The sequence below is a fragment of the Plantibacter sp. CFBP 8804 genome (genome assembly GCF_014841225.1).
Classification (GTDB): Bacteria; Actinomycetota; Actinomycetes; order Actinomycetales; family Microbacteriaceae; genus Plantibacter; species Plantibacter auratus.
This window is the reverse complement of record NZ_JACYTU010000011.1, coordinates 56,186-73,945: the sequence shown is the minus strand read 5'-3', so window position 1 is coordinate 73,945 and position 17,760 is coordinate 56,186. Positions and strand designations below refer to the sequence as shown.

At 69.1% G+C, this 17,760-nt stretch carries 18 protein-coding genes; 6 read left to right on the top strand and 12 right to left on the bottom strand.

Going from position 1 to position 17,760, the window contains the following annotated elements; all coding sequences use genetic code 11:
• Positions 1–13: 13 nt before the first annotated feature.
• Both IFU11_RS16000 and IFU11_RS15995 read right to left on the bottom strand, forming a co-directional pair.
• A complete protein-coding gene (locus IFU11_RS16000; RefSeq protein WP_192019589.1) occupies positions 14–889 on the bottom strand; it encodes a hypothetical protein in 876 nt (291 codons plus the stop codon).
• Between the two features lie 93 nt (positions 890–982).
• Complete coding sequence (locus tag IFU11_RS15995; RefSeq protein ID WP_192019588.1) at positions 983–1,912, bottom strand: hypothetical protein; 930 nt, start codon at positions 1,910–1,912, stop codon at positions 983–985.
• A gap of 276 nt (positions 1,913–2,188) precedes the next feature.
• On the opposite strand from IFU11_RS15995, the gene IFU11_RS15990 reads away from it, so the two are divergent.
• Together IFU11_RS15990 and IFU11_RS15985 are read left to right on the top strand one after the other, a co-directional pair.
• Positions 2,189–3,076: a MerR family transcriptional regulator gene (locus tag IFU11_RS15990; RefSeq protein ID WP_192019587.1), complete on the top strand. Its 888-nt coding sequence runs from the start codon at positions 2,189–2,191 to the stop codon at positions 3,074–3,076.
• A 112-nt stretch (positions 3,077–3,188) separates the two neighbouring features.
• Positions 3,189–3,695, top strand: a complete 507-nt coding sequence (locus IFU11_RS15985) for a hypothetical protein (protein ID WP_192019586.1) — start codon at positions 3,189–3,191, stop codon at positions 3,693–3,695.
• Between the two features lie 29 nt (positions 3,696–3,724).
• Here the strand turns inward: IFU11_RS15985 and IFU11_RS20845 are convergent, their stop codons facing one another.
• Positions 3,725–3,928: a winged helix-turn-helix domain-containing protein gene (locus IFU11_RS20845; protein ID WP_342365610.1), complete on the bottom strand. Its 204-nt coding sequence runs from the start codon at positions 3,926–3,928 to the stop codon at positions 3,725–3,727.
• A gap of 80 nt (positions 3,929–4,008) precedes the next feature.
• Here IFU11_RS20845 and IFU11_RS15975 point away from each other — a divergent pair, with 80 nt between their 5' ends.
• Positions 4,009–4,407, top strand: coding sequence for a hypothetical protein (locus IFU11_RS15975; RefSeq protein ID WP_192019585.1), 399 nt, complete (start codon positions 4,009–4,011; stop codon positions 4,405–4,407).
• Positions 4,408–4,537: 130 nt separating this feature from the next.
• Here the strand turns inward: IFU11_RS15975 and IFU11_RS15970 are convergent, their stop codons facing one another.
• The 3 genes from IFU11_RS15970 to IFU11_RS15960 all read right to left on the bottom strand — a co-directional run bounded on the left by IFU11_RS15970 (position 4,538) and on the right by IFU11_RS15960 (position 7,102).
• Positions 4,538–4,882: a cupin domain-containing protein gene (locus IFU11_RS15970; RefSeq protein ID WP_192019584.1), complete on the bottom strand. Its 345-nt coding sequence runs from the start codon at positions 4,880–4,882 to the stop codon at positions 4,538–4,540.
• 51 nt (positions 4,883–4,933) lie between these two features.
• Positions 4,934–6,151, bottom strand: a complete 1,218-nt coding sequence (locus IFU11_RS15965) for a Fic family protein (protein WP_192019583.1) — start codon at positions 6,149–6,151, stop codon at positions 4,934–4,936.
• A 114-nt stretch (positions 6,152–6,265) separates the two neighbouring features.
• Complete coding sequence (locus IFU11_RS15960; RefSeq protein WP_192019582.1) at positions 6,266–7,102, bottom strand: hypothetical protein; 837 nt, start codon at positions 7,100–7,102, stop codon at positions 6,266–6,268.
• Positions 7,103–7,235: 133 nt separating this feature from the next.
• Here IFU11_RS15960 and IFU11_RS15955 point away from each other — a divergent pair, with 133 nt between their 5' ends.
• On the top strand, positions 7,236–7,955 hold the full coding sequence (locus IFU11_RS15955) for a hypothetical protein (protein WP_192019581.1): 720 nt from the start codon (positions 7,236–7,238) through the stop codon (positions 7,953–7,955).
• 81 nt (positions 7,956–8,036) lie between these two features.
• Complete coding sequence (locus IFU11_RS15950) at positions 8,037–8,723, top strand: hypothetical protein (RefSeq protein ID WP_192019580.1); 687 nt, start codon at positions 8,037–8,039, stop codon at positions 8,721–8,723.
• 124 nt (positions 8,724–8,847) lie between these two features.
• On the opposite strand, the gene IFU11_RS15945 is transcribed toward IFU11_RS15950, so the two are convergent.
• The 6 genes from IFU11_RS15945 to IFU11_RS15920 form a co-directional block, all read right to left on the bottom strand.
• Positions 8,848–9,210 carry a hypothetical protein gene (locus IFU11_RS15945; protein ID WP_192019579.1) on the bottom strand — a complete coding sequence of 121 codons (363 nt, stop codon included), beginning with the start codon at positions 9,208–9,210 and terminating at the stop codon, positions 8,848–8,850.
• 64 nt (positions 9,211–9,274) lie between these two features.
• A complete protein-coding gene (locus tag IFU11_RS15940; RefSeq protein WP_371742805.1) occupies positions 9,275–12,130 on the bottom strand; it encodes an FAD-binding and (Fe-S)-binding domain-containing protein in 2,856 nt (951 codons plus the stop codon).
• Positions 12,131–12,248: 118 nt separating this feature from the next.
• Complete coding sequence (gene nagB / locus IFU11_RS15935) at positions 12,249–13,034, bottom strand: glucosamine-6-phosphate deaminase (protein ID WP_371742804.1); 786 nt, start codon at positions 13,032–13,034, stop codon at positions 12,249–12,251.
• A gap of 19 nt (positions 13,035–13,053) precedes the next feature.
• Positions 13,054–13,950 (bottom strand): N-acetylmuramic acid 6-phosphate etherase, encoded by an 897-nt coding sequence (gene murQ / locus IFU11_RS15930; RefSeq protein ID WP_192019577.1) that lies wholly within the window; start codon positions 13,948–13,950, stop codon positions 13,054–13,056.
• 87 nt (positions 13,951–14,037) lie between these two features.
• Positions 14,038–15,189: an anhydro-N-acetylmuramic acid kinase gene (locus tag IFU11_RS15925; protein ID WP_192019576.1), complete on the bottom strand. Its 1,152-nt coding sequence runs from the start codon at positions 15,187–15,189 to the stop codon at positions 14,038–14,040.
• An 8-nt stretch (positions 15,190–15,197) separates the two neighbouring features.
• Positions 15,198–16,523, bottom strand: a complete 1,326-nt coding sequence (locus IFU11_RS15920) for an MFS transporter (protein ID WP_199862342.1) — start codon at positions 16,521–16,523, stop codon at positions 15,198–15,200.
• A gap of 202 nt (positions 16,524–16,725) precedes the next feature.
• Between IFU11_RS15920 and IFU11_RS15915 the strand changes: the two genes are divergently transcribed.
• Positions 16,726–17,616 (top strand): MurR/RpiR family transcriptional regulator, encoded by an 891-nt coding sequence (locus IFU11_RS15915; RefSeq protein WP_137243010.1) that lies wholly within the window; start codon positions 16,726–16,728, stop codon positions 17,614–17,616.
• Positions 17,617–17,760: the final 144 nt, after the last annotated feature.

The window sequence follows — 17,760 nt, the reverse complement described above, 5'->3', positions numbered from 1 at the left end:
CGGCTCGGACGGCTCAGGCTGCTGGCGGGTTGATCGTCAGTACGCCGGGTAGTCCGGAGGCTGCGAACGCCGCTTGGATGGCAGCGGTGACCTGGTCATCCGGCTTGCTGAGGTTGGCGTGGAGCGTGGTTTCGCCGTCGGCGACGGTGTAGATGATGCTGTCGAGGCCCGATGATCCCTGGAACGGGATGGTGAGCGCTTCGAGGAAGTCGGCGAGCGCGGCGGGCGGTGTCTCGTCAGTGGTGATGCGTACGCCCTTATAGGCGCCGGTGCCGCTGTCCCAGGTCAGTGTCCATCGGACGGGACCGACGGTGTCATCGAGGCGGTCGCCGGTCGTGTGCTGACGGAGCAGGTCGACGAAGTCGGTGTACCGTCCCCGCTCGGAAGCGTCCAGATGGGCTGGGGCGTCGGTGGCGAAGTACAGCGTGATCGGCCCCGGTCCGGCCAGGTGTTCGGCGACCGACACCCAGCCGTCGTCGGAGATGGTGTTCCAGTTCTCGGCGAACACGGTCGAACGGGCGGCCGTTTCGACGGTGCTGATGTCGCAGGGCGCGAAGCGGTCGGTGGGTGCGAGTGACTGCAGGACCGTCGCCGTCTCATCGACCGTGATGTCCTCGTCGAGGTCCACCGACAGGGTGCAGCTCGAGCCGGAGCTGTAGGTGAACTCCTTCGCGTACGCCGAGACGGTGCCGTGTTCGCCGACGACCTCCTGGAGGACCGGGGTCACCCGCCAGGCGGCGATCCTCATCGTCGAACAGGAGTACAGGATCATCGCTGCGATGCAGGCCATGGCGATGAGGAGGACGAGCACGACGATCCGGCCGGCCCTACTGCGGCGGATGCGTGGCGATCTCGGCCGGGGTTCGCGAAGGGTCGGCTGGACGAACACGTCACACCACTTCCTGTGTGGCCGACCTGCGTCGGCGGAGGCGACCGGTGCCGACGGCGGCCGCGCGCGGTCCGATCGTCGCCGTCGCGGACATCATCGTCGGGAGAAGAGCCGCTCGAACAGCGAGGGCTTCGGAGCGGGCCGGCTGCCGGCGATCCGGCGCATCCGTGCCTGGATCTCCGGATCGCTCTGCATCGCCAACATCGCCAACCGCGCCGATCCGAGACCCCACTGCGACCAGTGCTTCGCGTGAGCCGTCACCGCCGTGATCTGGCTGAGCTGGTTCAGATCGCTGAGTTCCCGCCATCGCGTGAGGTCGAGCAGCGCGATGTCCTCGGCATAGGTCTCGTTCACCCGGGTGATCCCGGCGTTGCCCGCTCGACGGCGCGCAGGGGTCTCGGCCGAGGCGTCGCCCGTCGCGAGGTGGATGGTGGCAAGCTCGTCGAGCAACTCCTCGAACACTGCGTGCAGCTCGGACCGGACCTTGGGGGCTGTCGCGATGACCTGGTCCTCCTCGGTCCTCCACGCGATGAGCACGCCGCCGGAGCAGAGGCGGCACAGTTGCCTGGGCGCGATGCGGCTCGTGGCGTAGCCGCACTGGCAATACCCCGCGATGTTGGAGAGGGTGTCGTCGAGTGAGATGAAGGTGCTGTTCTCCTCCGACTCCGCCTCTTCCACGGACTCCATCAGCAGCAGGGCTCCGGGCACGCCGACGGCCGCCGCTCGTCCGACATAGCTGCCGGGCACCCGGCTGATCTTCGCGGTCCACAGGTCGACGTCCTCGGCGCTGAACAGCCCACTGGCCTGACGGACGTACTCACTGACACTCCGCTCGACGATCGCCTCGAGCTCGGTGTCGAGTCGCTTCATAGCGGCATCGTCCGACGGGTCGTCGAATCGTTCGTTCAGCGCGATCACGGCTTCGCGGCCGCGAGCCACGATCGCCTGGTGCACGGCTGCGGCGCGCGGGTTCCGCTGCAGCAGCAGCTCCTCAGTGCCGAGTATCTCGATGCTCGTGATCATGGGGTTCCTCGCAACGTTGTGGTCGCGCTCAGCGCATGTTCTCGCGCTGCGTCCCGAAGCGTTGTGATGCGTGCGATGCGATTCCCCATGGCCAAACCGTACCGGTCGCAATCGGCTCAGCGAATGGGGACCGCTCACCATCGAGCGTCACCGTGCCCAGGGGCGTTCGTTCGATCGGGGGCCCGTCTCCCGGGGGACGGCCGCGGCGCGACTTGCACCTGCCGTAGCGTCATGTGGTGCAGTGGACGTATCCCGCCCACCGAGGAAGGCCCCCACATGTTCTCGTCCTTCACCCCACCGCGCCAGGTCACGATCGGAGGCGCCGCTGCGTTCGTCGGCACCACCCCACGGGCGATCCGTCACTACCACCAGATCGGTCTGCTCCCTGAGCCCGAGCGGGGGAGTGACGATCGCCGCCGCTACGGCTACGACGAGATGATCCGGCTGCTGTGGATCCGTCGGATGGCGGACGCCGGCATCGCCCTCGACGACATCCGCGGCGCCTTCGCGGATGGCATCACCGATACCGACGACGATATCGCGCGCATCCTGGACCGCCTGGAGGGCTCCCTCGTCGCTCGGCGGGCAGAACTCGAGCAGCAGCGGACCGCCGTGCAGCGCATGCGTGCGCAGGGCAGCAGGTTGGGACTGCTCTCCGAGGTTGTGAGCGACCGCCTCACAGACCTGCCCGAGGGCGCTCTGCGGCAGGACGACCTGGACACCCTGCTCGTGACCGAGCGGATCTTCGGTGGGCTCGGCGCGTCCGTCCAGGCGTCGCGGTTCATCGCCCTGGCCACCCACCCGGAGCTGCGGGAGGAGTCCGACCGAGTCGACGCCGCCGAAGCAGCACTCGACGACACCGTCGCGGTCGACGACCCCCGGGTGGCGGAGATCGCCGCCGAACGGCATGCCTTCGAGGCGGCCCTCCGCACGGTCATCGAGGACTCCGGCCTGGCGCAGACTGACGACGACCGCTTTGACGCGTGGGACGAGTCCCACCCCCTTCCCGACGACGAGGACGGCGCAGGCTCGACGTGCGGCTCGACGAGCCTCACCGAGGCCGTCCGGATGATGCCCTACGACTTCTCCCGCGCACGCCTGCGGTGCATGGAACTGGTCCTGGAACTCGATGCGCTCGACGTCGCACCAGCGGTCGAACGCTGAGTCGTCGACCGCGATCGTCCGTGTCGCGACTGGGCGTCACCGCGCCCGTCATCGTCTTCATGACCTGATCATCCGCGCTGCTCGGTGTCACCGACACGGGTAGGTTCGGTGCATGGAGCAGACGCAGAACATCCAGGGCTTCCGGAAACTCGTCGATGAGCCGCTCTCCACCTGGCCCGGAGCACTGGTCGTACTCCTGGCTGTGTTGGGCGTCGGTTTCGTCGCAACGGCGGCGGCTGTGGGCCCACTGGACGACTATTCGGAGGAGGAGCTGGCGCAGACCCTGCCGGTCATCGTGATCTCGCTCGGGGCGTCGCTCTTGGCTGTCGGAGTCGTCGTCCAGCAGGTCGCGGGAGCGGTGCAGCTGCGGATCGACGCCTCTGCCCGCGTCGTGGAGCGGCTGTCCGAGCCGACGGCCGCCGCTCCGACCACACCGGCAGACGACGCCTTGCGCCGTCGTTTCGCAGCAGAACTCGCGATGCACGTGGAGACCGTCGCCCGCCTGCGTCGACGTCTCGGTCTCGCCAGGAGGATCAGCGCGGGCCTCGTGTGTGCTGCCGGGCTGGTGCTCGTCTCGGGTGCCGTGCTGAGCTTCTGGGCACTGCCTGTCCTGACCTGAGCCAGCGGCGCGAGGCGTCCGGGCCTCGCTCAGCCCGCGTGGAGGGTGCACCCGACCCCGTAGACGGTGACGAGGCGGGTGGGCTGCTGTGGATCGGACTCGATCTTGGCCCGGAGGTTCTTCACGTGGGTGTCGATGGTGCGGCCTCCGATCCAGCGGTCGGTCCCGTGGCCACGATCGGGCCGGGCTGGCGCGCGGATCGTCGAAGTGGGACGCGCGCCCGCGAGTAACACGCCTTCGTCCTTGACTTCAAGCGACGACGGGTGGGTACGGTGTCGGCTTCGGAAACAAACGAGACAAAGGAGTATCTCTGATGCGTACGAAGTTCTCTCGGATCCTGATCACCGCGGTCGCAGCGATGGGGCTGACCGTCGGCGCGGCGGGCGCCGCGAACGCCGAACCCGCTGGGCAGTACGAATACGTCTGCGTCGGCACCGACGGCTCGTCCTACAGCATGACCAAGGGCGCGGCGCTGAGCACCTGCAAGGGCTCGTACCTGCAGAAGTACATCAACGGCAAGCAGATCGAGACCATCGCGCTGACCGGGCACGGGACCATCGCCGATCCGAACGCCATCAACATGGACTGCCTGGTCGCCGTCGTCGGTACCGGCGCGTCCGCGTACGGCATCGTTCAGACCGCCGGCACCGGCGTCATCGCCTACGTCGGACTGGCTGCTTCCGTCTACGGACTGAAGTCCTGCGTCGCGTAAGCGCACACGGTGCGATGACGGGCCCCGGGGGACCTCTCGGGGCCCGTCCGCGGTCAGACCCGGATTCGTGCGGGTCCGACACCTCCGACACCGACCGTCACGTCCACGCCCAATGCCGCTTGGTCGGACGTCAGGCGGGCGCTTCGCCCATCGTCAGTTCCGGCTCGACGCCGGCCGGCAGCGGGAACCATGCGAGGAAGGTGACGCCCTCGTCGGTCGCGTCGAAGACGATCGTCTCGTTCGCCGGCTCATGGAAGGTGTCGCCGGCGCGCAGGACGGTCCGAGGCCCAGCCCCCACCTGGAAGTTCACGGAGCCGGTTTCGATGGTGCCGAAGACCGGGCCGTTGTGCCAGTGCGGCCCGACGTGGAAGTCGGGGGCGATCGTGATGCGTCGCACTTCGACGGAGGCGAAGCTCGGAGCCCCATCGAGCGTCACCGTGCTCAGGGTCGTTCGTTCGATCGGGGATTCACTCATGGGTCGATGATGCCAGTGGTCGGTGCTCGGCGGCGCCGGGCCGACCAGAGGTCAGGAACCTCCCCGACGACGACGGGCCCGTGCGCCGAACTCGTCCAGCGCCTGCAGGACCTCGCTGGCCTGCCAGTGGCGGTTCCGTCGGCCGGCGCTGGACTGGACGAGGATCCCGGCGTCGACGAGCTTCTGCACCGAGGTGTCCGCTGTCGAGAAGTGCAGCCCCAGGGTCGATGCCACCAGCGACGTCGTGATCACCGGCTGCCGCAGGAGCAGCTGCTTCAGACGCTGCACGGATGAATCGCTGCGCACCTTCACGGTTTCGTCCCACCGCTCTGCGATCGACGTGATGTCGCGCTCCAGCGTTCGGCCGTTGGCGACCGCCGCGTACGCGGCTTCCGTCATCGTCTCGATGATCGGGCGCAGGTCACCGGATCGGTACGCCGTGAGCGCGCGGAAGTAGTGGTCAGTGTCGCCGAGCAGGCCAGCGGACACGGGTACAGTGACGTTCCTCGTCACGTCAGCTGCCCGCAGCATGCCCTGCACGAGCGCGCGGCCAGTGCGTCCGTTGCCGTCCGGGAAGGGGTGGATCGTCCCGAACTGAGCGTGAGCGATCGCGATCTGCGCCATGACGGGCACATCGAGACGGTTCGCGAACGCCATCACATCCGCCATGAGCTCAGGCACACGATCCTGATGCGGGGGGACGAATGCGGCGCCGTGCGGGGAGAAGCCGGTTCTGCCGATCCACACCTGGTCGTCGCGCCACCGACCCACGATGTCGGGATCAGACCGATCCAGCAGTGCGCGGTGCATCGTGAGGATCGCCTTCGGGTCCAGATGATCCGCCAGGGTTACGGCCGCCTCCACGGCGGCGACGTTCTGTACGACGAGCTTGGCGTTGACCGACGTCGAGTCGCCGATCTCGGCGAGCGCCACCTGCTTCGCGCTCGAGGTGAGATGTTCCACCTCAGAGCTCGATGCGCTCTCGGTCCGCAGCAGGATCGACGAGAACGGAGCTGCGAGCGTACCGACCTCGGCGTCGAAGCGGGTCAGCTCACGGCCGGCGTCCTCGCTTGCAGCCACGAGGTCCGCGGGCAGCTCGACGGACAGATGAGCGATGAGGGGAGGGACTGCCGCCTGATATGGGCCCGCGGCCGACCGGCGGCGTCGCTTGGGCGCGACCGCGTCGCTGTCGTGCGTCCATGGCCGCGGTTCGTAATTCGTCGCCGGCCAGGACCGTTCCAGCCCTGCCGAGCCGGTAGGCGAGATCATCGCGCTACCTTATTCGGGTTTACTGAAATCAACCCGAATACAGATCACGATCCCGAGCACGGTGAACGCAACGGGCGATCACCACGGTCGGGCCGGCCTCGGGTGCATCAGCGATCAGGACGGATGGCCGATCATGACGCTCTCCCGCTCGGCGCGGGTGAGCTTCACGCGGGCGAGCCGGATCCGTTGGCCGGCCTTCACCTGACGAGGGAGGGCCACGGTGAGCGGTCCCTCGTCCTGCGCGCCGAACAGGCAACCGTCCGCTTGAGGGAACGCCACTGTCGCGGGAATGGCGCGCAAGACGCCGATCTGCTGCTTGAGCACCGCCAGTCGGTGGATGTCGAATGCACGCGCCACCGTGGCCGTGCGGACTGTGTGCAGGGCGCCCGCGAACACCCACGTCGGCATCCGCGGGCCTGAGACGAGCATGAACGGCTTCTGGAGATCGCGAGCGCGAGCTTCACCCCTGCCGCCGACCAAGCGCTGATCGTAGGTGATGGTGGGCGAACCCTCGCCACCCCATTCGGCGAGGCCGCTCGGTGCCTGCAGGGCGACCCAGCCGTCCTTGCGGAAGATCCCGAACTCTCGCCGGAGACGTACCTGGATGGACACCACCGAGATGGCGATCAACAGGACGCCCGCGGTGACCCACCCCGCCACAGCCGGCCTCGAAAGCCACTCCCCAAGCACGCCGATGCCCGGCTCGGATGCGGCCGTGAAGGCGTCGACGAGTCCGAAGACCTGTGGGATCAGGAACGGGATCCCGAGCACCAGCCCGAGTATGGAGTACTCACCTTCGGTCTTCAACCGGTGTCGGAAGCCGCGGAAGGTGCTGATCTCCTGCTCGATGCTCCACCGCAACTCGTCGAGGCGGCGAGGATCGACGCTCGCTTCCCAATCCGGGCCGAGCCAGCCACGCACCGGCCCACTGTCGTTCCGAGGAATGCTCACAGAACCCAGGGTAGAGGCACCGCCGCACTGCTCGACGAGTGGCCGAGAGACGTGTTCCGACTCAGTAACCGGTTGCGACATCCGCTTGGGGAAGCTATCTTCCTATAAACACGTTCCATGAACATTGGGGGAGATGATGATTCGCAAGAAGATCCTGGTACTGCTCACGTCCGGACTGGTGGTCGCCGGCGGACTCGGCGGTGTGGCGGCTAACGCCGTGGCGAGCTCCGCGGAGGCGCCGGCGGAGGCGACCGCGACGCCGACCGAGAGCGCGACGCCGACCGCGACCACGCCGCCCACCGAGTCCACGCACATCAATGAGTTCTACCTGCAGGGCCTCTGGCAGCGATTCTTCGAGGTTGGTAAAGCCGCCATGGCGTCCTGCATGACCGAAGCGGGGTTCGGGTTCGACGACACCAGCTTCGACGGGATGCCGCCAGGTCTGAGCGAGGCCGACCAGGACGCCTGGCAGGCGGCCGCGGTCCCCTGTCGTGAGGAGCGTGACGCGGCGACCGCAGCTGCCGAGGCGGCCTACGTGCCGACCGAGGAGGAGCGTGCCACGGCACTGGCGTTCGCGACGCAGTATCAGGGCTGGATCGATGCGATGCGCTCATGCATGGTCGACCGCGGCCACGAGTTCGTGGGCGCCGTCGACATGACGCTTCAGGCCTACCCGTATCCCGAAGGTCAGCAGGCGACCGGGATGCCCGACGGCCTGTCTCCGGAGGAGAGCCACCAGTGGAAGTTGGATGCCACCGGCTACGACTACTCCTTCCCCGAGTCGGAGCAGAGCACCTGGGAGGCGTCCTGCGGTTTCGTCGCCGACGCCGCCTACGGTGGGCCCGGTCACTGATCGGTCTGTCGAGAGTCGGTCTCGTGTCCGCCACAGAGCGTCGGACACGAGACCGGCCACCGAGTGGGTGAGGATGGGGCCATGCGCGCAATCTTCACGGACATCGTCAACGGGGCCGAGCAGCAGGTCCGAGACCGGATCGCACAGGATCCGTCGGTCGTCGGAGCCGTCGCCGCGGGTACGCCGAAGCAGTACGCCGGACAATCCACTCTGCAGGTGGCAGTCCGTTCCGGCGAATTCGCCATCGCGCATTTCTTGCTGGCGAGCGGCGCCGATCCCGGGTTCGTCGACGTCGATTCGCCGAGTGGATGGGCCAAACCTGTGCTCCACGATGCGCTCGTGGCTGCAGTGCAACGCTCACGCTGGATGCGTCAGACGTTCACTGCGCAGTCGGAGCGAGCGTTCCGAACGGTGAACAGCGCATCGAAGTCGGACGACGCGTACAGCGTCGTCGTGGCGCTGCTCGATGCGGGCGCCGATGTACGCGCAGTGGATTCGAAAGGATGCACGCCGCTCGGTCGCGCCGCACGCGCAGCACACGACGTCCTTCCTCGCAGGCCGCACGGACAGCCCGATGCGCGAGACGGCAGACCGTTGAACCCGGAGCTCGTCGAAGACCTCTCGCGGATCTTCGACCTCCTCCGCCAGCGTGGGGCCGACCCGGCACTCCGAGAGCCGCAACTGGACATGTCGTTGAGCACCTACTACGAGACTGAACTCGTCGGGGCCTTCCTCGCAGGTCGCGCGCGACCGGATCCCGCACCGTAGTCGACGCCTGCCCTGCCCATGGTGGGGGCAGTGGAGTGCGGGGTCATTCGGCTTGGAAGCCCTGGTCGTCGGTCTGTCGACGATCACCTCCTGGCTGGATGTCGGTCCGAGTCGTCATCCACGGTCACCGGATGCGTGTTCCGGCGTGGCGGGCCGGGCGAACGGAGCCCCCGGCGAGGACGAGCAGCGAGCTGGCTGGGATGGCGAGTACAGCCATCCCCGCGGCGGAGAGGGAGCGCCGATTGGCGCAGACGTCGTAGGGCGGCTCCGAGGTGTCTGTCGAGACGATCCCGCGAGCGACCATCCGGTCGCCTCCCGCGCCGAGCTCGCGGGGCCAGACGGCGACGACCACGGATGAGCACACGGTGGTGTATCCGGGATGATCATCGCCGTCGACCCGCTCGTGGACGGTCGACGGGAGGAACGCGAGCACGCCCATCGCCACGACGGACGCCAGCCCGGCCACGTAGTGACACTTAACGCGCATACGTGACACCAACTGGTGGGATCGTGACAGGTCGGTCCAACCGGCCGGCAACCCGGTGCGGGGATCAGCGCGGGCCGACGGACGCGCTGCCCGCGGGCGCTGACGACGCGGCGTCCAGCAGTTCGAGCACGTGGCGGTAGTCCTCGCCCGTGGCGCGGGTCATCCCGAGTTCGCAGGTGCGGTTGCACGACGCGTGCGCGTCGGCACCAAGGGCGGCGACCTCGGCGGCCTCGGCTTTCGTCGCGGACGCCGTCAGCTCGGGGTGCAGCATGCCGCGGTCGCCGGCGAAGGCGCAGCAGCCCCAGTCGTCCGGGACGTGCACGCGCTCGGCCACGGCTTCGCCGATCAGCACGAGATCCGGGTCGAGGCCCATCTGTCGTGAGGAACAGGTCGGGTGCAGGACGAGCTGCTCGATCTGCGCTGAGACGTCGACCCGAGGCAGGATCTCCCGGGCGGCGAAGGCCACCGCGTCCTCGACGACCACGCCGCTCTCGCTGAGGAGCTTCGCGAAGCCCTCGGTGCAGCTCGACGCGTCGCTGACGACCACGAGGCCGCTGTCGGCCACGGCCGCTCGGATGCGTTCGACCGTGCGTTGCTCGTTCACCGCAGCACCGGACGCGAACCCCTTCGACGACCACGGGGTGCCGCAACAGATCGACTCCACGCCGTCGGGGACCATCATGCTCAGGCCCGCCCGCTCGAGCAGTCGGGTGAAAGCGCCCATGACGCCGTCCCCGCCGTCCACCGCGCCGAACATGCTGTTCACGCACGCCGGGACGTAGATGCCGACGGTCGGACCGTCACCGGCACCCACCGTCCGGCCGAGGGCCTTCCGCGACCGTCCGCCGCCCGGCAGATCGCCCGAGTACTTCGGCACGGTGTCTGCGCCGAGCACGGCACGCGCGACGTCCGTCACCGCACCGACCACCGGAGCCGGCAGGAGCTTCGCGCCGGAGAGCGCCACCGAACCGATCCTCGTGACCGGCCCCCAACCGGTGGCAGCAGCCTTCCAGCCCGCGGCGGCGACCGGAGCCGCCTCGGTGCGCCGGATGCGCTTGACCAGCGCGCCCGTGTTGATCTGGACCGGGCACGCCGTCTGACACATCCCGTCGACGGCGCAGGTCTGCACGCCGGCGTAGTCGTAGTCGTCCGCGAGCTCCTCCGCGAGGGCGATGTCCCCGCGAGCGCGAGCGGACTCCTCGGCACGGCGGACGACGATGCGCTGCCGCGGCGTCAGCGTCAGGTCGCGACTCGGGCAGACGGGTTCGCAGTACCCGCACTCCACGCAGCGGTCGACCTCCTCCTCGACGGTCGGCTGGAGCTTGATCCCCTGGAGGTGCGCCTGGGGATCCTCGTCGATCAGCACGCCGGGGTTCATCACCCCGGCCGGGTCGACCAACCGCTTCAGCTCGAGCATCACCCCGTACAGTTCATCGCCGTACTGCCGGCGGACGTACGGTGCCATGGCGCGACCCGTGCCGTGCTCGGCCTTCAGGTTGCCGCCCGCCGCGAGGACGAGGTCGACCATCTGCTCGGTGAAGCCGTTGAACCGGCCGAGTGCGGCGTCGCCCTCGAACCGGTCGGTCAGCATGAAGTGGATGTTGCCGTCCTTCGCGTGGCCGAAGATGACCGAGTCGCGATAGGCGTGCTGCACGAAGAGCTCCTGCAGGCTCGCGCAGGTGTCGGCGAGAGCCGCGGTCGGGACGACGATGTCCTCGAGGAGGGCCGTGGTGCCGGAGGGACGCGCTCCCGCGACCGAGGCGTAGAGGCCCTTCCGGAGTGCCCAGGCGCGCGACCGCTGGGACGCATCGCTCGAGAACACCACCGGCGCGTGCACGTCCAGACCGTTCAGGAGCACACCGCCCGCCGTCGCGCGGTCCCTGAGTTCGACGGCGTCCTCGGAGCGGTACTCGACGAGGAGTGCCGCGTGATCCTGCGGCGTGAAGCCCTGGATCTCCGCCGGGCTGCCGGGGAGACGCTGCCCGACCGTCAGGGACGTGGCGTCCATGAGCTCGAGCGTCGCGGCTCCGGACGCGACCAGCTCGGGCAGCGCGCGCGTCGCCGCGTCGAGGGAGGGGAACACGGCCAGCGCCGTCGACACCAGCGGGAGGACGGGGACGGTGCGGAAGGTCGCCTCGGCGACGAATGCCAGCGTGCCCTCCGAGCCGATGATGAGGTGCTGCAGGACGTCGACGGGTGACTCGAAGTCGAGGAACGCGTTGATGCCGTACCCCATGGTGTTCTTCAGGGAGAACTGGCGCTCGATGGACGCGACGGAGGCCGGGTCCGACCGCACGCGGCGCTGCAGGCGCTCGATGCCCTCGGCGAGCTCCGGTTCCGCTTCGTGGAGCTGTCGGTCGGCCGTCGGGTCGGCCGTGTCGATCGTCGTGCCGGACGGGAGGACGAACACCATCGACTCCAGCGTCCGGTAGGTGTTCTCGTCGATCCCGCAGGCCATGCCGCTGGAGTTGTTCGCGATGACGCCGCCGATCGTGCACGCCACCTCGCTCGCCGGGTCCGGGCCGAGGCGGTAGCCGAGTCGCGTGAGTCGCGCGTTGACCTGCGCCACCGTCGCCCCCGGCTGCACCCGGACGCGCTTGCCGCCGTCGAGCACCTCGATGGACTTGAACCGCTGCCTGGTGTCGACGATGATGCCGGAACCGGACGCCTGACCGGACAGGCTGGTGCCACCCGACCGGAACGTGACGGGCGCGGCGGACCGCGTCGCAGCCCGAAGGATCGATGCGATCTCGGCAGCGCTCTCCGCGATGACGACCGCCTCGGGCGTCAGTAGGTAGTGCGATGCATCCCCGGCGTACGCGGCCAGGTCGATCGCCCGGGTGCGGATCCGGGAGGGGTCACCCACGGCTTCGCCGATGGCTTCGGTGATGAGGGATGGGACGGTGGTCGGGTGTGCCACGAGGCTTCCTTCTCGAATGCGGGCGTCAGCGGGGTGCAGGAGAGCGGGGTGCTGGGTTGCGGCTGCGGTGGCCGGACGCCTCAGAGGATGGGGCGTCGTCGGCCATCGCCCGGCCGATTCATTCGAAGCGTTGCCAGTCCGGCCGGTTGTCGTAGGTGTAGCGATAGTAGTCCGACAACCGCAGCCCTGATGCCGCCGCCTCGTCGACGATGACGGTCGCGTGCTCGTGCAGCTGGAGCGCCGACCCGGGGACGAACGCGCTGAGCGGCCCCTCGACGGCGGCCGCGACGGCGTCGGCCTTCCCAGCACCCTGGGCGACCAGCACGAGCTCGCGTGCTTCGAGGATGGTCCCGAGTCCCTGCGTCATGCAGTGGGTCGGCACCTCGTCGGGCGAGTCGAAGAAGCGGGCGTTGTCCTGACGGGTCTTCGGCGCCAGGGTCTTGATGCGCGTCCGTGACGCGAACGACGACGTGGGCTCGTTGAACCCGATGTGTCCGTTCGACCCGATGCCGAGGATCTGCACGTCGATGCCGCCGGCCTCGGCGATGGCCCGGTCGTACTCCTTCGCGGCGGCCGCGAGGTCCGTGGCGCGCCCGTCCGGGACGCGGACGCGCGAGGGGTCGAATCCGAGCGGGGCGACGACCTCGCGCGCGATCACGCTGGCGTACGACTCGGGGTGGTCCGCGGGGATGCCCACGTACTCGTCGAGCGCGAAGCCGCGGGCCTCGGCGAACGACAGCGAGCCCGCCTGCACGCGACGGGCCAGTTCCGCATAGATGCCCTGCGGGCTGGACCCGGTCGCGAGGCCGATGACGGACTGGGGCCGCCCGGCGACGATCGACGCGATCTTCGCGCCGGCGACGCGACCGACCTCAGCGGCGTCGGGAAGGATGATGATCTCCACGGTGTCCTCTCGTTCCTGCTCAGGCGCTCGCCGCGGCCACTGCCGAGCGGACGTCGTCGTCATAAGATTCGAGCAGCCGGGCGGCCGTCGCTGCGTCCACGTCGGCGAGGAGCATGACGACGGCGGTCTTGGCGTGGGCGCCGGCCTGCTCCAGGGCGGCGTCGGCGATCGACCGTTCGACACCGGTGGCGTCGGCGACGATCCGCTGCGCGCGGTCGACGAGCTTCTCGTTCGTCGGCTTCACGTCGACCATCAGATTGGAGAAGACCTTGCCCGAGCGCACCATGGACGCGGTGGACAGCATGTTGCACACGAGCTTCTGTGCGGTGCCGGCCTTCAGCCGGGTCGAACCGGTGAGCGCCTCGGGGCCGGTCATCACCTCGATGGCGATGTCCGCCTCGGCGCTGATCCGGGCGTTCCGGTTGCAGGACACCGCGATCGTCCCAGCGCCCAGGTGGCGTGCGTAGCGCAGGCCTCCGATGACGTACGGGGTGCGACCGCTGGCCGCGAGACCGACGACGACGTCCGTGGGGCGGAGGTCGGCCGCGATGAGTTCCGATGCGCCGAGCTCGATGTCGTCCTCGGCACCCTCGACGGCGACGACGAAGGCGTGCTCGCCCCCGGCGATGAGCCCCAGGACCTCGGAGGGGTCGGTGCCGAAGGTCGGCGGGCACTCGACCGCGTCGAGCAGTCCGATCCGACCGCTCGTCCCTGCACCGAGGTAGATCAGTCGCCCGCCCTGCCGGCGAGCCTCCGTGATGCGCTCCACGGCGCGCGCGATGCTCGGCAGTTCCGCTCGGACCGCGTCGGCGACGAGTCGGTCCTCGTCGTTGATCACCTCGAGCAGCCGGAGCGTGTCCAGCGTGTCGAGGTCGACCGTGCGCGGGTTGCGTCCCTCGGTGGAGAGCGCTGCCAAGGTACTCGATGCTTCAGGCACGAACGGCCCTCCGTTCTGGGTCGGACGGGCTGACGCCGTCGTGGTGGTCCGTGGGGCTGTCGACGGTCATGCTTCGAACCGCAGCGAGCGAGGCGGCCCGTCGAGCGTCCGCGCGGGGAGCGAGTGTCCCGGGACGATCGCGCCCAGGACGCTGCCGTGCGAGGCGCCGGTGGCCGAGGGGAGTGACCCCGCCTGGCCGTTCACCGTCAGGAAGCCGAGGACGGCGAAGGCGAGCGCCTCCTTTGCATCGGACGGGAGGCCTGCGTCGTCACTGCTGACGACGTCGGCCTCGGGGAGTGCAGCCCGGATGCGCGCGACGAGCTGAGGATTGCGCACTCCACCACCGGCGAGGATGACGCGCTCCACCCCGCGGACGGCGTCGGCGACGGTCCGTGCGGTCAGCTCGGTCAGGGTCGCGACGAGGTCCTCGATCGGAAGCGTCGGACGGCCGGCGAGCTGCTCGCGGAGGTAGTCGAGGTGGAACAGTTCCTTGCCGGTCGACTTCGGGGCGGGGCGCTGGTAGTACGGCTCGCGCAGGAGGAGGTCGAGCGTCGCCTCGTCGACGGTTCCACGTGCGGCGAGCTCGCCGTCGGCGTCGAACTGCCGAGCGCCGCCGGTGTGCTCGGCGACGACGGCGTCGATGAGGGCGTTCGCCGGTCCGCTGTCGAACGCGATCGGGTCCTGGCCGGGCCGCACGATGGTGGCGTTGGCGATTCCGCCGAGGTTGACGGCCGCAGCGGTCTCGCCGCCCAGCCAGAGCGCGTCGATCATGCTGACGAGCGGTGCACCCTGCCCGCCGGCTGCGACGTCACGGGAACGCAGGTCGGCGACGACGGTGCAACCCGTGCGTTCGGCGATCCACGCCGGCTGGCCGAGCTGCAGCGTGCCTTCGACCCGGCCGTCCTCCACCCAGTGGTACATCGTCTGCCCGTGGGAGACGATCAGGTCGGCCTCCCCGTTGCAGAGCTCCGCGACCGCTCGGACCGCGAGATCGGCGAAGGCCTGCCCGATCCGCGTGTCCAACCGGCAGACGTCGTCGACACTGGTCCTCGCGGGCGGCAGGGCTGCGGTGATCGCGGCTCGCAGTTCCGGGTCGTACCCGGCGGTGAGCATCCCGAGCGGGCGGACGACGAGGGTGTCGCCGTCCACGCTGATCTCGGCTGCGGCGGCGTCGATCGCATCGTGCGAGGTGCCGGACATGAGGCCGATGACGCGCATCGGGCGGCTCACTTGCGCAGCTCCGCCCGGTGGGCGTTCCCGCGGAGCGTGGCGATGGCGATCGCGCTCACGAGGCAGGTCGCCATCACGTAGTAGGCCGGGACGTCGACGTTGCCGGTCGAGGCGATCAGCGAGGTGATGATGAGGCCGGCGCTGCCCGAGAAGATCGCGTTCGAGATCGAGTAGGACAGTCCGAGGCCGGTGTACCGCACGGAGGTGGGGAACATCTCGGCGAGCATGGCGGGGCCCGGGCCCGCGATCAGGCCGACGACCGCTCCGGCGACGAACACGGCGAGACCGTGGACACCGACGCCGAGGTCCGGGTTCTGCAGCACGTTGAGGAGGGGCAGCGCCAGGATCACGATGAGCCCGGTGCCGGCGAGCATCACCCAGCGCCGACCGATCTTGTCCGACAGCCAGCCGGCCGGGAGGATCGTCGCGGCGAATCCGGCGTTCGCGAGGACCGTGGAGATCAGTGCCTCCTGGAAGGACGCGTTGAGGCTGCTCTGGAGGTAGGAGGGCATCACGACGAGGAAGGTGTACCCGGCGGCGGACCAGCCCATCAGGCGTCCGATCCCCAGGAGGATCGCCTTGGCGGTCTCGGCGGCGCCCGCACGCACGACCACCGGCTTGGCGACGTCGGTGGTGTCTGCGGCGGCGACTTTCTGGAACTCCGGGGTCTCCTCGAGCTTCAGGCGGAGGAACAGGGCGACCGCGCCGAGGGGGATGGCGAGCAGGAAGGCGATCCGCCAGCCCCACGCCGCCAGATCGGCTTCGGACAGCAGGGATGCCAGCAGGGCGACGGTGCCGGCGCCGCCGAGGAGTCCGAGCGCGACCGTGAACGACTGCCACGATCCGTAGAAGCCACGCTTCCCGGCCGGGGCGAACTCGGTCATGACCGAGACGGCGCCACCGAACTCACCGCCGGCGGAGAGGCCCTGCAGGATGCGCACGAGGGTGAGCAGGATGGGCGCCGCGATGCCGATGGAGGCGTACGTCGGGAGGATGCCGATGAGTGCGGTCGCCCCGGACATCATGACCAGGACGAGGATGAGGGTCGGCTTGCGGCCGATCCGATCGCCGATCCGGCCGAAGAGCGCCGCCCCGACCGGGCGGAAGAAGAAGGCGATCGCGAAGGACGCGTAGGTCGCGATGAGCGACTCGATACCGGTCTGCTGGCCGTCGCTGAAGAACTGTGCGGCGAGGATCGTGGCGAGGAACCCGTAGATCCCGAACTCGTACCACTCGATGAAGTTGCCGACGCTGCCGGCGACGATCGCCCGGCGTCGGGCGGTGCTGCTGATCACGTCGCTGCGTGGTGTGGAGCTGGTCACGGGACCTCCCTTGGTTCCTGGATCGTGCATGCCGGCAGCACCCGCGGTACTCCGCTACATGTGTCGGCCAGTCCGCACCTGAGGAGGGCACTGGTCGCGAGTCGGTGCAACAAACATACACAATTCGATGGTGGATGGTAATTTCCATACATCCCGACGGTGGGTGCCGACGGTACAGTGTTGACGGTCGAGAGGAGCACCGATGGGAGCCGACGTCCACCGGACATCACGGGCGGTGTCCACCGAGGTGCGCGCCCGTCTCGACGAACTCCGTCCCTCCGAGCGGCGGATCGCCGAATCGCTGCTCGCCGACCCGGGCGCCTTCGCGACGCGGTCGGTCGCCGAGATCGCGGAGGAGGCCTCGACGTCGACGACGACGGTGGTGCGCTTCACGCGAAAGATCGGCTACGACCGCTTCAAGGACTTCCGACACGACCTGACCGAGGAGAACCTCCGCGAGCGGCTCGCGCTCGCCGGGACGAACGTGCAGTCGCCCGACATCGTCGCCGGCGACAGCCTCGACGACATCGTCGCGAAGGTCGCCGCGAACGAATCGCTCTCGATCGCCGACACCGCGCAGGCGCTCGACACGGCAGCCCTCACCCGTGCGGTCGCAGCGGTCGCCGGCGCTCGCCGGGTCGACATCTTCGGCGTCGGGGCGAGCTCCATCGTCGCCGTCGACCTGCAGCGGAAGCTCTCACGGATCGGGCGCGTGGCGCTCGAATGGCCCGACCCGCATGCCGCCTGGACCGCCGCTGCGATCCTCGACGAGCAGGCGGTCGCCGTCGCGATCTCGCACTCCGGCGCGACCGCTGACACCGTCGACTACCTCCGGCTCGCGGCCCGCTCCGGGGCGACGACCATCGCGATCACCAACCACGCGGAGTCGACCCTGGCGACCAGCGCGGACATCGTCCTCCAGACGTCCGCGCGGGAGACGGCGTTCCGCTCGGGAGCGCTCGGCAGTCGGATCGCCCAGCTGATGGTCGTCGACTGCCTCTTCATCGGAGTCGCCCAGGTCGACTCCGAAGCGTCCATCGGTGCGCTGCAGCGGACCTTCGACGCGGTCCGGGAGCGTCGCTCGACCGAGTGACGTCGACCGTGTGGTTGCACTCCGCAACGACGGTTGAGTATTTCGCATTCGTCATATAAAGTCTTACATATCAGTTACTCAAACGAGTCGATATGTGGCGAGACCTGACGTCCTCCCCGAGGCGTCGTCATGACGTTCCGCCGC

Coding starts and splice junctions, on each gene's coding strand:
- IFU11_RS15995 (WP_192019588.1), bottom strand. CDS start 1,912: ATGATCACGAGCATCGAGATACTCGGCACTGAGGAGCTGCTGCTGCAG.
- IFU11_RS15990 (WP_192019587.1), top strand. CDS start 2,189: ATGTTCTCGTCCTTCACCCCACCGCGCCAGGTCACGATCGGAGGCGCC.
- IFU11_RS15985 (WP_192019586.1), top strand. CDS start 3,189: ATGGAGCAGACGCAGAACATCCAGGGCTTCCGGAAACTCGTCGATGAG.
- IFU11_RS15975 (WP_192019585.1), top strand. CDS start 4,009: ATGCGTACGAAGTTCTCTCGGATCCTGATCACCGCGGTCGCAGCGATG.
- IFU11_RS15970 (WP_192019584.1), bottom strand. CDS start 4,882: ATGAGTGAATCCCCGATCGAACGAACGACCCTGAGCACGGTGACGCTC.
- IFU11_RS15965 (WP_192019583.1), bottom strand. CDS start 6,151: ATGATCTCGCCTACCGGCTCGGCAGGGCTGGAACGGTCCTGGCCGGCG.
- IFU11_RS15955 (WP_192019581.1), top strand. CDS start 7,236: ATGATGATTCGCAAGAAGATCCTGGTACTGCTCACGTCCGGACTGGTG.
- IFU11_RS15950 (WP_192019580.1), top strand. CDS start 8,037: ATGCGCGCAATCTTCACGGACATCGTCAACGGGGCCGAGCAGCAGGTC.
- IFU11_RS15945 (WP_192019579.1), bottom strand. CDS start 9,210: ATGCGCGTTAAGTGTCACTACGTGGCCGGGCTGGCGTCCGTCGTGGCG.
- IFU11_RS15925 (WP_192019576.1), bottom strand. CDS start 15,189: ATGCGCGTCATCGGCCTCATGTCCGGCACCTCGCACGATGCGATCGAC.
- IFU11_RS15915 (WP_137243010.1), top strand. CDS start 16,726: ATGGGAGCCGACGTCCACCGGACATCACGGGCGGTGTCCACCGAGGTG.